The following is a 12518-nucleotide window of genomic DNA, read 5'->3' as shown; positions in this document are numbered from 1 at the left end:
AAAAAATTTTATCTCTTAATATTAACATTTTTGCCAATTTTAGGATCTTCAAATTTACCAGAATATAAACTAAGCATTATCCGCTCTTCATTCTTATTTTTTTTAACTGGCAATGAAAGCAAGAAATTGTCCTCAACTTTACTAACTGCACATACATTGCTAACCTCAGAATCAGTATGAGAATCTCTTAAAAATTTCAATCTAGTATTTTGATTAATTTTTAATCTTTTGCGCTTTTCATCTTCACTTAAAATTTGCCTAGCCTTAAAAGAACTAACAAAAGACATTTTAAAAACTTCAAATGTATCCATATCTAAATCCTCATATTAAAGATCATTCACCTAGACTTAAAAGGAATATAGGTCATAACCTTAATATAATTATCATCCTCTACAAAAGTAACATTGCTGTAATCTTTTGAAAGCTCATAAAAAGCATTCTTAATATAAAGTTTAACGCCTGAGTAAGCTACATTTTCAACAGAAACTTTACCCTCTATCTTAGTATTTTCAAGCTCATTTTGCAAATCAATTCGCTTAGCCTCTATCATTTTTATTTCCATTCTAAGAATTTTACTCTCATTAACAAATTCATTGTAACTGTCAATCTTTAAGGATTTTTCTGATTTATCTGCAATGAGCACAATATTCTTTTTTAAAGCAACAATATCTTTAGTTAAAACTTCTAATCGCTTTTCAATCTTTTCAAGATGGCTAGTAAATCTAGTTAGTAAATCTTTAATTTCAGGATCATAACCAACATCAATGCAAGTTTCACAACTTCTATCAGAGCCTATAGAATAAGCTCTAACCTCTTCTTTAGCATAAACACTCGAACCAACTATTTTTGATTTTTTACCGATGCAAAGAACTCTCTTTTTAGAAGAAACTGAAGAATTTACAATGCCTCTTAAAACCTCAACTTCCCCACCGCAACTTAAAGTAACATTTTCTAAAAACTTGGCCCTAATATTACCCCTTGCATAAATCTTAGAATCACCCTTGCCATTCACGCCACTATGAAAAATAATAGACCCATCCGTTTTTAAATTGCACCGACCCACTAATCCTTTCACTTCTATTCCACTTTTGGCCATAATATTGTATCCATCTAAAACATTGCCTTGAACAAGAACCATTCCATTATTTACTATATCTCCAGTAGCAGGCCCAACATCACCCTTGACCAAATAAATATTGTGAACAGATATTATACCATCCGAAACAGACATATACCCATTACATTTTGCACGAATTTTATAACCATCTCTAAAAGTATTTTCACCTAAAATAAAATTAATATCCTGACCACTCTCTGATTTTAATACTTTTCCAAAAACGGTATAGCCATCTACGCCTTTACCAAAAGGAATAATTCTGGCCAATTCCTCGCCTTCAACAACATTCCTAAAGCCTATACTTGAAACCTCATACTCACCAAGCCTATTGTTTTCATCAACAATAAAATCGATATAAGAATCTTTACCTTTTACTGGCTCCAGCCCTCTTGCAAGCTCAATAGGCTCACCATAAACCGGATAATCCACAAATTTTGCTACTTTATCCTTAAGTATTGCAATATCTATCACTCCATATTTTCTAAGGATATTGAAAATATCTTGTGCAAAAATTTCAGCTCCATTAATTCCGGGCGTGGTAAATTCAATAGTGACTGACATTGAATTTTCTGATATGTGAACCATCATTGTAACATTTTCAGAAGGATCAGATTCAAAATCAGCAATTTTTTCATAGTATCCACTAGCATTCTCAACTATACCCTTTACAATATCTTTATTAAAATTTTCAATATTGCTATGTAATTCTAATTTAGAAAGAACATCTTGATAATTAATAGGAACTCCTTGTCCCTTTGAGGAGATAACCTTTAGAAATACACCCTTAGAAGATTTTTTAATAAAAAATTCACCGTCTGATGAAATCGTTTTTTCTTCTCCTGAATCATTTTTTGAATCAAGAGACACTTTTGGCTTGCTAGAAGAATTTCTATAGGCAACTATTTTCCATTTTTTTCTCCCATATCCCAATATGCCATTGCTACCTTTTAACAAAATCTCATAGTCTAATTCTTTATAAGGCACTGAAAGTTCTAAAGAAGCGTCATTTAAGGCTTCTTCAAGAGTATCTGCTTCTATTTCCATCAAATCAACATGATTTTCTCTTTCCAAGTAAGCTCGCATTTTATCACAAAGTTCAGAAAAATTTATAGCCGCATCATCCATACTTATTCCTTCTTACTCATTAAAGTTTTAATAGCATCTGCAACAACTTTTGGATCATTATCTTTAATAAATGACATTTTTTTAATTTTGCCACTTCCCTCACTCATGTCTTCAGTATCAAATTTATACTTTTTGACCTCTTCTATAAAATCAACACTACTAATGTTATTTTGGAAGTTCTCATAAAGAGAATTTTTATTTTGAGAGTCAAGATTATCGTTTAAATCCTTATGAACCTTCTTATCATCTTGAAGCTTATTTTCCATATCACTAGACAATTCTGCCGAAAAAAGATTAGATAAATATTTCTTATAGATTAACTCAATTAAAAGCCCAATAGCAAAAAAAAATGCAAACTGCAAAAAAGATCTCACTAAGATTGTAAAAAATGGCAAGCCACAAAACAAACCTAAAACTGCTGAGATAAACAATGCTGACACACTAGCTAATAAAATATACTTTAATTCCCTACTTATAAACATAATGCCCTATTCTACACCAAAAAATCTTAATATAAAGCCTATAACACCCCTTCTTTTTCTGCTATCTAGAGAAACCTCTTCAAGAGTGGCAACAATAGAATCAAGACAATAGCTAGCCTTGCTATTTGGATTTACCAAAACAAAAGGCTTTTGCTTAAAAACAGAACTTCTAACATTTTGATCCTCATAAATATACCCCAAATAATCAATATTTAAATTTAAAAATTGCCCTGAAATATCTATAACCTTTTTGGCAACCCCCTTAGCCTCACTAACATTAGCTACTCTATTAACAATAAGTCTTAAATTTTTTAAATTCTCCATCTTATAAGACAAAACCTTTATTATTCCATAAGCATCGGTAATCGAAGTAGGCTCTGGAGTAGTAACAATAACAACATCGTCACTAGAAAGCAAAAAAGAAATAACTTGCCTTGAAATCCCAGCACTGGTATCTATTACAACTATATCATATTCATATATTTTTAATAATTCTTTTATAAATTTATTAACATCAACATCAGAGAGATCTAAAAGCTCCATTGTACCAGAAGCGCCAGCTAAAAGATCAATGTTATATTCTGTCTTTGTTATTACTTCTCTAATATCACGATTTTGAGTAATCATATGATATATACTATACTTAGGAATAACTCCAAGCAAAATATTAACATTAGCCATTCCAATGTCAGCGTCAAGTATTAATACCTTTTTGCCAAGCTCAGAATATTTAAGAGCAAGTCCAATTGCAATATTGCTTTTGCCAACACCACCTTTGCCGCTACTAACAGCAATGAATCTTGTTTTACTGTTTTGAACTTTCTCATCAACTGAAAAATTAAATTTACCGTTTAATTTCATCATATCTCTTAAACTTTGAGCTTGATCTTCCATTATAACTTTCCTTAATAATAAGATTTACTTTTTATCTTCTTAATAAACTCTGCATCATCGCTTATTCTGTAGCCATTTATTCTTCTAATAAAAGTAAGTGGTTCTGCAACACTGATATTATGAGGAACAATTTGCCCATCCGTAACATAAGAAACTACTTTTTTCATTTCGTAAATCAAACTTATTAAATTTCCAACGCAAGTGGTTTCATCCACTTTGGTAAAAATCACAGTTTTGTAATTAAAAGGAGAAAATTGATGAAATATTTCTTTAACATCTGATGTTTTTGTAGTAGAGCTTACGGCCAAGTGAAATTCAGCATCTCTTCCACAAGCATTAAGAAGCTCCTTCATCTCAGCAAGCTTCATAAAATCTTTAGGACTTTTACCAATTGTATCAACAAGTATAAGATCGAAATCCTTTGAATCAGTAATTTCATCTTTTAAATCTTTAAAAGACTCAATTGCTCTAACAGGAATACCCATAATATCACCATAAGTTTGAATTTGTTTTTTAGCCCCAATACGATAATTATCAATAGTAATAATCTTAATATTCAAACTTTTAGATTCTCCATTAATACCATAAATTGCTGCAAGTTTTGCAATTGTAGTAGTCTTTCCAACACCTGTTGGGCCAACTAAAATAAAAACTCTTTTCTTAAGATCATCTATAATAGAACCTGAACATTTAATTGTCTTTGCAATATATAAAACAACGTCCTCTCTAACTCTCTCATAATCATCAAGATCTGACAAACTAAATTCTCTCTTAATAAACTCATTAATGTCTTTAATATAGTTTTCAGAAAAATCATTTTCTCTTAGAATGTCTTCGATTTTTGTAATTGTTGGATGATTAATATTTTCTTTTTTGTGAGCAAGTTCTGTTTTAAGAGATTTAACTTCTTTTAGCACATCTTCAATTGAAGAATTTTCCTCTCTTTTAATGCTTTGAAGGATTTTTCGTTTTTCATCTTCAACATTAATCTGTTGATTACCAATGTCATATCTAACATAACCTGAAACTTCAACCCAATCTTTGCTAAACAAACCTAAAATCCCTCCATGAGGAACGGTTTTATAGGTCATAACCCTAGCATTCTTGCCATATTTTTTCTTAATTATTTCTATAACTTCATTATAAGTTGGACCTTTTTCTGTAAAATATTGAACCATAATACTATTCTTCAACCTCTACTGTTTTAAGAACATTAACTTTAATATTTTGGGGAACCTCTAAAACAGACATAACAACAAGTTCTGGAATCTCTCTACTTGTTATCGCTTTTATTATAGGTCTTGACGATTCGCTTGAGAGAATAACTGGATAAAACCCTTCTGCTTGAACCTCGTTTACAATTTCAAAAAGTTTATAAATAAATTTAGTTTTCAAATTAGGATCAATTGAACTTATAAGATCATGATTGGATTCTATACGAGAATCTATTATTATTTGCTCAAAACTAGGGTTTAAAGTTATTACATTAAGCTCAGAATTTAAGTCTAAATACCCACTAGTTATTTGCCTTCCAACTGATTGTCTACATTTTTCAATTAAGAAAAATATATCCTTAGTAATACTTGTGAAATCTGCAATTGTTTCAAAAATTGTAACCAAATTTCGAATTGAAACTTGCTCTTTTAAAAGACCTTGCAAAACTCTTTGAATCTCGCCAACTGAAAAATTCTTAAGAACCTCCTCAACAATAGCCCCATAATCTTTCTTAAAAAGATCAAGTGTATTTTGAACATCCTGACGAGTCAAAATTTCGTAAGAATGTCTTTTAATAAGCTCTGTCATGTGTGTAGCAATAATCGAGGGGGGATCTACAACAGTATATCCCAATTTTTCAGCAGTTTCTCGCCCATCATCATTTACCCAAAGAGAAGGAAGCCCAAATGAAGGATCTTTAACAAGATCTCCATCTATTCCAGAATCAATTCCAACATTTATCACTAAAAATTTACCAAGTTTAATCTCACCTCGTCCAACTTCAACTCCTCTTAGTTTAAAAGAATAAGCATTGGGCTGAAGCCGCATATTATCAACTATTCTAATCTTAGGCACAACTATTCCAAATTCAAAAGCAATCTCACGCCTTATCTTAACAATACGATCAAGTAATTCAGAAGTTTTTGTATCATCAACTATTGGAACAAGATTATATCCAATCTCAAGAGCCAGTGGATCAAGAGGAACAACAGGCGCAACATCTTTATCTGAATAAATTGCCGCTTGCTCTTCTTCCAATTTTATTTTTTCATTAATTTCTTCTTTGCGCTTTATTCCTGAAAGAGAATAAGCTAAAAATGCAATAAGCAAACTTAAAAAAAGAAGAATTAGAGTTGGAAATCCAGGAAGAAAAGCTAAAAAACATAAAAACCCAGAAACAATCCAATAAATTCCTAAATGATTTGTGAATTGCTCAAAAATCTCGCCACCAAAGCTATTTTTTGAAATCGACCTAGTAACAATCAATCCTGTAGCCGTTGAAATTAAAAGAGCCGGCAATTGAGACACAAGCCCATCGCCAACTGTTAATGAAACATAATTATTAAGAGCTTCGCTAAAATTAAGACCTTGTAAAGTTGTTCCTACCAGCAAACCGCCAAGAATATTTATAAGGGTTATCAAAAATCCAACCTTAACGTTTCCCGATACAAATTTAGAAGCTCCATCCATTGCACCATAAAAATTAACTTCTGATTGCAAATCGTTTTTTTGCCTTGTAGCCTCTTCTTCTGTCAAATTTCCAGAGCTGTAGGCAGAATCAATGGCCATTTGCTTACCGGGAAGCGCATCAAGAGCAAAACGAGCTGCAACTTCAGCTACCCTTGTTGCTCCTTTGGTAATTACAATAAATTGAACGGCAATGATTATTATAAATATAATAAACCCAATAACAAGTCCTTGAATTCCAGAACTACCTACAACAAATGTACCAAATGTTCTTATCATTTGCCCATCAAAATTTATACCCTTCGTTAAAATCAATCTAGTAGAAGAAATATTAAGAACAAGTCCAAAAATAGTCATCACAAGCAATAAGGTGGGAAAAACAGAAAAATCTAGAGATCTCTTAGAATAAAGAACAATTAAAATAATTAAAAGACTTATTACTAAATTAATCGTAATCAAAAAATCTAAAATAACTGCAGGAAGGGGTAAGATAAACCCAGCAACAATAAATATTAAACCAATCGAAATTATTAAATCAGACTTATTATTAAGCCCTAAATATCCTAATATAGAATTTTTTCTAGCATCCAACAATAGAACCTCTAATTAAACTTTTTAGTAATAGAATATACTCTCACAAGAATTTTTGAAACAACCTCCCAATATTCTCTTGGAATCTCTTCGTTAACCTTAACATTAGCATAAAGCGCTCTTGCAAGCAGCTTATTTTCCATTAAAGGGATATTATTTTCTCTTGCAATTTTTTTAATTGTGAGAGCTATTTCATCCTGACCTTTTGCAAGCACTCTTGGAGCTAACATTGTTTCGCTATCCCACTTAATAGCAACTGCAAAATGTTCTGGATTTGTAATTACCACATCTGCCTGGGGAATAGCTACTCTTAAATTAGTACTTAAAACAACCCTCATTCTCTCTTTTATTCTAGATCGAAGTAAAGGATCACCTTCCATTTCCTTTCTTTCCTGCTTTACCTCTTCTTTTGTCATTTTCAAACTCTCAATGTACTGAGATCTTTGAAACAAATAATCAAACACCCCAACAATTGCCAAAAACATTACTGAGAAAAAACATATCTTATAGGCAAGCACCAACACAATAGAAATCCCAGAATTAAGTGTATACTCCGAAAGCTTAGAAATTTTGCCTATATTGTTTTCTATAATAAAATAATATATCAAGCATATTATAACAACTTTTAACAAACTTTTAAACAAATTGAAAAAAGCCCCTGCTGAAAAAAAAGAATTTTTTGCCCATCTGGAAAAATTAAAACTAACCTTATCCCACCTTGGCTCCAAAGATTTAAAAGTAATGAAAAAACCTACTTGAATAATATTAACAAAAAAATTAACAACTAAAGCTGCAATAAAAAACAAAACGACATATCCTATGATGGCTCTAATATATGCAAAACCCATAGAATAAACACTCATTCTCATAACTTCGGGAAGCTTGCTAGCTTGCTCTTTAAAAACAGCTACTAAATCTAAAGCAAAATAAGAAAGCATGAAAAAAAACAATGAAAATAATAACAAAAGACTAACAGCGGTATTAATTTCAGTAGACTTTAATACCCGTCCTTCTTCTCTTGTTTTTTGCTTTTTCTGATCAGTAGGTAATTCCGTTCTTCCCTCATCGTCTGCAGAAAAAAAATCAAGAGGAATATACCAACTTTTAATCAAAAGTTCATCTTTTACCATTATTTTAAAACTCTAGAAAACAATTTTACAAAACTAGCAAGAGAATCTAAGGAAAGTTCAATCACTTTTTTTGAAGATACTGCTAAACTTGGAAATCCAATATACAAAATCAATAGCCCTAAAAATAGCGAAGTCGAAAAACTAATTATTAATAAATTAATCTGAGGCGACGATTTTGAAAGTATTCCTAATACTAGATAAAAAAGTAAAAGTAAAGCCAATATTGGAAACGAAATTAATAAAGCTTTTTCAAAAAGAAATCCAAAAGACATAAGCAAAAGCTTTATAAATTCTAAATTTCTCATATTAACCAAATGTTCAACCCTAATGTTCAAAACAGAATCATGTATGCCAATCACAAAAAAACGAAGTAAAAAATCGCTTGATAAAAACAAAAGTAAAAACAAATACGCAAAAATTTGTGAAATAATCATGCTATCTTCTTCTGAAAAAACATCAAAAATATTTGCATAAGCAAGTCCAATTTGATTAGAGAAGAAAAATCCAACTAAATGAAAAACATTAAAAATTATACTAACAAAAAATGCCTGAATAAGACCTAAAATAGCTTCTCCTGATAAAATTAACATAAAAGAAAGCATGCTGTCTAAAGGATAAATAATCCTAATCTTTTCAACAATAATTACAGATAGAATCAAAGAAAAGAAAAAATTAAAATATCCGATTTTTATTGTTGAAAAAAATGGAGAAAATTTAAAAAACATAAAAATTCTAACCAATATAGGTAAAATTGTAAAAGATTTTAAAACTAAAAAACTCAAATTCAAAATTTCATCCAAATAATACAATTTTAAGTCATAAATTAAATATTTTGCAATTGATTAAAAATCATATAGGTAAACTGCATAAGCTTATTCAAAATCCAAGGACCAAAAATAACAATGGTTAAAAGTATAACAATAATCTTTGGAATAAAACTTAAAGTTTGATCTTGAATTGAAGTAATAGCTTGAAAAATTGAAATCAAAAGGCCAACTATAAGAGCTATAATCAACATCGGAGCTGATAAAATAATAATATTTTCAATAGAAATCCTAATTAAATAAAGAATGTGTCCTGCAGTCATATATAACCTTACATAAAACTTTTAATAAGACCACTAGTAATTAAAGTCCAACCATCTACCATTACAAAAAGAATCAGCTTAAAAGGCAAAGATATCATTACAGGGGGTAACATTATCATACCCATAGCCATTAAAACAGAAGCAACAATAATGTCTAAAACTATAAACGGCAAAAATATTAAAATTCCCATTTTGAAAGCCACTTTAAGCTCATGCAAAATAAAAGCTGCAATTAAAACATGCGTCGGCACTTCGCTAAAATTTTTTGGTCTATCATAATTACTAATACTCATAAATAATCTAATTTCTTCATGACGCCCATCAGACATCTGCTTATACATAAAAATTCTCAGAGGAGCAATTCCTTTGTTGTAAAATTCATCAAAATTTATTTTTGACTCTTTAAGGGGCAAATAAGCTTGTTTATATATAACATTAAAGGTTGGCCACATGGTAAAAATAGTTAAAAATAAAGCCAATCCCATTACTATCTGAGTAGGAGGAGATTGCTGAAGAGATAAAGCACGCCTAATAAAATCCAAAACTATAGATATTCGCAAAAACGAAGTCATTAAAACTAAAAATGCTGGAGAAAGAGTAATAATGGTCAATAGAATTAAAAGCTGCAAAGAAAAAGCTATCTCTGAACCACCAATATTTTCAAAATTTGAAAACGGGAAATTAAGACCTTTAGTGGCTTGCAAAGATTTTGTTTGAGCAAAAGACAAGCTTGTTATACTAAAAAATAAAAAAAAATTAAAACACTTTCTCAAAATAAACCCTCTAAAATTTTTTTAATCTATCTTGTTTATCCTTAAGTGAAGTCTCAATTTTCTTCTCAAGTTTAACATAATCATTACCAGAAAAAGCAATATCTTCTTTTTTGAGCAACATTTTCTTAAAGATTGATTTAAAAGAATCTTTCTTAGCAGAATTATTAATTTTACTAAGCTTAAGTTTTAAATCTTCTAGCTCTTCTTCAGATTTAATCTCTTTTAGTAAGGTAGAAGAATTACTAGAAACTAAAAATATGTAAACATTGTCTAGTATGTTTATAATTCTTATTGAATTTTTAACATCTATCTCGTAAAAAACAAGCTCTTTAATCAAATTAGAACTTTGTTCATATTTGTTTTTTTTTGAATTAAAAATTAACTTCTTAAATAAGAAAAAGATAAAAAAAGCAATAAGTAAAAATAAAACTATCTTAACCAAATCTAAAATATTAAAAAGAGAAACTGGCTGAACACTAACATTGTTAGCAAGATTTGCCTTATCCTCTTCAAAGATTGGCAAGCTAGATTCATTTTCTAAATCCACAGATACTAAATTTACTTGCTTTTGTGAATTAGCATATGTAAAAAAATTAGAAAACGCTAAAAAAACTAAAAATAAAAATTTATTATTCATTTTTAGTTTTAATTATCTCAGTAATTCTAACTCCAAAATTTTCATCAATTACAACTACTTCTCCCCTGGCAACTATTTTACCGTTTACCAAAATATCTACAGGCTCACCTGCAAGTTTATCAAGAGTAATAATCGTACCCTCAGACATGCCAAGTATATCCTTTATTTTGCGCTCTGTTCTTCCAAGTTCTACGGTAAGCTGCATAGACACATCCATTAAAAGCCCAAAATTACTAGGATCAACTCCTTCTGGTAAAGTATCAATTAAATCAGGAAGCTTAACACCTTTTATTTCTGGCTTTTCTCCACCATCACTTTTTTCATCTACACTCATAATTCAACCTCTTAATAATTTAAGTTACAATAAATAAAATAACTATCACTCAACCTCTTCTGTAAGCTCTTTTAACAAATCAAAACCTTTTATATCTCCAATTTTTTCTGTAATTTGTACTGAAACTTTATTCCCCATTAAACCCATTCTACATTTAAACTTTTCTTTAGTACCAACTTTTAAAGTTAAATCTTTATTTATTAGAGAAGATTCAAGATTTAAAACATCACCTTTGTCAAGCGATAAAATTTCTCTTACTTTAAGTTTAACTTCACCTATTTCTGCTATCAAAGGCATCGCTGTATTTTCTAACTTTTCACGCAAAGCATCAAGATTCTCACTAGTGGTCCCAACACCAATCAAAGAATGCCAATATCTTGTTGATAATTTTGAAACAATAGGCTCTATAGTAATATAAGGTAAACAAAAATTCATAAGTCCTTCCACTTTTCCTATTTTAACCTCAAGAGTGACTAAAATAATCATTTCTGTAGGGGGGACTATTTGCGCAAACTGTGGATTAACCTCAATATGCCCAAATCTTGGCCTTAGATCAACTACTTGAGACCAAGCCTCTCTCATATTAGCAAGTATACGAATAATAACACTTTCCATGACAGACTGCTCAATTTCTGTTAAATCTCTACTTTTATCTTTAATCGTATCTCCGTCTCCCCCAAAAAGCCTATCTACTATAGCAAATGCTATGGTTGGATCAACTTCAAAAATAGCAGATCCTTTAAGAGGATCCATATTTATTATTGCTAAAGTTGTGGGATTGGGTATTGACCTAATAAACTCTTCATAGGTTAATTGATCAACTGAGGCCACATGAACATGAACCATTTTTCTTAAAAGAGCAGAAAGTGAGGTTGTAGTATACCTAGCAAATGCCTCATGAAAACTTGAAACTGTTCTGACCTGCTCTTTTGAAAATTTATCTGGCCTTTTAAAGTCATAAACCTTAACTTTTTGTTTTTTACCCGTAGGACTAGATATAACATTAGAAAGGGATTCGTCTAACGATAAACTTTCAGACGAATTAATAGACTCTAAAAGACTGTCTATATCGTCTTGAGATAAAGCTCCTGGATTGTTTGCCATTTAAAATTCCTTTTAATTTATTTATTACATATCAAAAATATCAATTTGAGTTAATGCTATTTCTTTTATTTCTCCATTTCTAAGGATACTATTAATCCTTGCCTTAATCTCTGCCTTTATTTGACTTTCATTCTTTATTTCTTGACCAGTCCTTTGGCTAAAATATTCCCTAATAATATCTTTTAAACGAACTTTCTGTCTCCCAAGCTCATTGAGAATATTAACATTATTCTCTGCATACCCTAAAGCAAGCTTTACAACAAAAGTTTTTGGAGGAACATCTAAAGTATTCCCTCTAATCTCATCTATGCTTTCATACCATATAAGCATAGGGGGCTTTCCTAAGTATTCATTAGAAAAAACTGGAAAATCGCTAGGAGCCCCACTTTGACTTACTACCATTTTAGATACAAAATAAGAAACAATTATCATTATTGCAACAGTGAATATTCCTATTGCAAGTATCTGCAAAATTTTTATTATAATATCAGGCAATAAACCACCTTTTCTACCAATATTGGAATCCCCTATATCTAAATTTTCATCATCCTTATTCGGCATA

Annotated in this window: 14 protein-coding genes; all 14 read right to left on the bottom strand. The window is 30.3% G+C overall.

What is annotated here, in order from left to right:
- Positions 1-8: 8 nt before the first annotated feature.
- From BLA33_RS02965 to fliL, 14 genes are read right to left on the bottom strand one after another with little or no spacing between them, the layout of a single operon-like run.
- Positions 9-311: a hypothetical protein gene (locus BLA33_RS02965; protein ID WP_004791761.1), complete on the bottom strand. Its 303-nt coding sequence runs from the start codon at positions 309-311 to the stop codon at positions 9-11.
- 26 nt (positions 312-337) lie between these two features.
- On the bottom strand, positions 338-2242 hold the full coding sequence (locus tag BLA33_RS02960; RefSeq protein WP_029346588.1) for a FapA family protein: 1905 nt from the start codon (positions 2240-2242) through the stop codon (positions 338-340).
- Between the two features lie 2 nt (positions 2243-2244).
- The gene (locus BLA33_RS02955; protein WP_029346587.1) at positions 2245-2724 is read right to left on the bottom strand and encodes a hypothetical protein; all 480 of its coding nucleotides are present in this window, start codon (positions 2722-2724) and stop codon (positions 2245-2247) included.
- Between the two features lie 6 nt (positions 2725-2730).
- Complete coding sequence (locus tag BLA33_RS02950; protein ID WP_004791828.1) at positions 2731-3618, bottom strand: MinD/ParA family protein; 888 nt, start codon at positions 3616-3618, stop codon at positions 2731-2733.
- A gap of 11 nt (positions 3619-3629) precedes the next feature.
- Complete coding sequence (flhF, locus tag BLA33_RS02945; protein WP_004791903.1) at positions 3630-4796, bottom strand: flagellar biosynthesis protein FlhF; 1167 nt, start codon at positions 4794-4796, stop codon at positions 3630-3632.
- 4 nt (positions 4797-4800) lie between these two features.
- On the bottom strand, positions 4801-6894 hold the full coding sequence (flhA, locus tag BLA33_RS02940; protein ID WP_088123886.1) for a flagellar biosynthesis protein FlhA: 2094 nt from the start codon (positions 6892-6894) through the stop codon (positions 4801-4803).
- Positions 6895-6902: 8 nt separating this feature from the next.
- The gene (flhB, locus tag BLA33_RS02935; RefSeq protein WP_029346585.1) at positions 6903-8021 is read right to left on the bottom strand and encodes a flagellar biosynthesis protein FlhB; all 1119 of its coding nucleotides are present in this window, start codon (positions 8019-8021) and stop codon (positions 6903-6905) included.
- Entirely contained in the window at positions 8021-8809 is a 789-nt protein-coding gene (gene fliR / locus BLA33_RS02930) for a flagellar biosynthetic protein FliR (protein ID WP_075226436.1), read from the bottom strand. Before fliR ends, flhB begins: the two co-directional genes overlap by 1 nt.
- A gap of 35 nt (positions 8810-8844) precedes the next feature.
- A complete protein-coding gene (fliQ, locus tag BLA33_RS02925) occupies positions 8845-9108 on the bottom strand; it encodes a flagellar biosynthesis protein FliQ (RefSeq protein ID WP_029346584.1) in 264 nt (87 codons plus the stop codon).
- Between the two features lie 8 nt (positions 9109-9116).
- On the bottom strand, positions 9117-9881 hold the full coding sequence (gene fliP / locus BLA33_RS02920; RefSeq protein WP_004791897.1) for a flagellar type III secretion system pore protein FliP: 765 nt from the start codon (positions 9879-9881) through the stop codon (positions 9117-9119).
- A gap of 10 nt (positions 9882-9891) precedes the next feature.
- Entirely contained in the window at positions 9892-10518 is a 627-nt protein-coding gene (locus tag BLA33_RS02915) for a flagella biosynthesis regulatory protein FliZ (protein ID WP_029346583.1), read from the bottom strand.
- Positions 10511-10852 carry a flagellar motor switch protein FliN gene (gene fliN / locus BLA33_RS02910; RefSeq protein WP_004791803.1) on the bottom strand — a complete coding sequence of 114 codons (342 nt, stop codon included), beginning with the start codon at positions 10850-10852 and terminating at the stop codon, positions 10511-10513. Before fliN ends, BLA33_RS02915 begins: the two co-directional genes overlap by 8 nt.
- A 45-nt stretch (positions 10853-10897) precedes the next feature.
- Positions 10898-11956, bottom strand: coding sequence for a flagellar motor switch protein FliM (gene fliM / locus BLA33_RS02905; RefSeq protein ID WP_004791557.1), 1059 nt, complete (start codon positions 11954-11956; stop codon positions 10898-10900).
- Between the two features lie 24 nt (positions 11957-11980).
- Positions 11981-12517, bottom strand: coding sequence for a flagellar basal body-associated protein FliL (gene fliL, locus BLA33_RS02900; protein ID WP_004791886.1), 537 nt, complete (start codon positions 12515-12517; stop codon positions 11981-11983).
- Between the last annotated feature and the right edge of the window lies 1 nt (position 12518).

It is taken from the genome of Borreliella garinii (assembly GCF_001922545.1).
Taxonomy (GTDB): domain Bacteria; phylum Spirochaetota; class Spirochaetia; order Borreliales; family Borreliaceae; genus Borreliella; species Borreliella garinii.
Note: the sequence above shows the minus strand (reverse complement) of the source record. Positions and strands in the feature narration are given on the sequence as shown.

Coding starts and splice junctions, on each gene's coding strand:
- flhB (WP_029346585.1), bottom strand. CDS start 8,021: ATGGTAAAAGATGAACTTTTGATTAAAAGTTGGTATATTCCTCTTGAT.
- BLA33_RS02965 (WP_004791761.1), bottom strand. CDS start 311: ATGGATACATTTGAAGTTTTTAAAATGTCTTTTGTTAGTTCTTTTAAG.
- BLA33_RS02955 (WP_029346587.1), bottom strand. CDS start 2,724: ATGTTTATAAGTAGGGAATTAAAGTATATTTTATTAGCTAGTGTGTCA.
- fliN (WP_004791803.1), bottom strand. CDS start 10,852: ATGAGTGTAGATGAAAAAAGTGATGGTGGAGAAAAGCCAGAAATAAAA.
- flhF (WP_004791903.1), bottom strand. CDS start 4,796: ATGGTTCAATATTTTACAGAAAAAGGTCCAACTTATAATGAAGTTATA.
- BLA33_RS02915 (WP_029346583.1), bottom strand. CDS start 10,518: ATGAATAATAAATTTTTATTTTTAGTTTTTTTAGCGTTTTCTAATTTT.
- fliQ (WP_029346584.1), bottom strand. CDS start 9,108: ATGACTGCAGGACACATTCTTTATTTAATTAGGATTTCTATTGAAAAT.
- BLA33_RS02950 (WP_004791828.1), bottom strand. CDS start 3,618: ATGGAAGATCAAGCTCAAAGTTTAAGAGATATGATGAAATTAAACGGT.
- BLA33_RS02960 (WP_029346588.1), bottom strand. CDS start 2,242: ATGGATGATGCGGCTATAAATTTTTCTGAACTTTGTGATAAAATGCGA.
- fliM (WP_004791557.1), bottom strand. CDS start 11,956: ATGGCAAACAATCCAGGAGCTTTATCTCAAGACGATATAGACAGTCTT.
- fliL (WP_004791886.1), bottom strand. CDS start 12,517: ATGCCGAATAAGGATGATGAAAATTTAGATATAGGGGATTCCAATATT.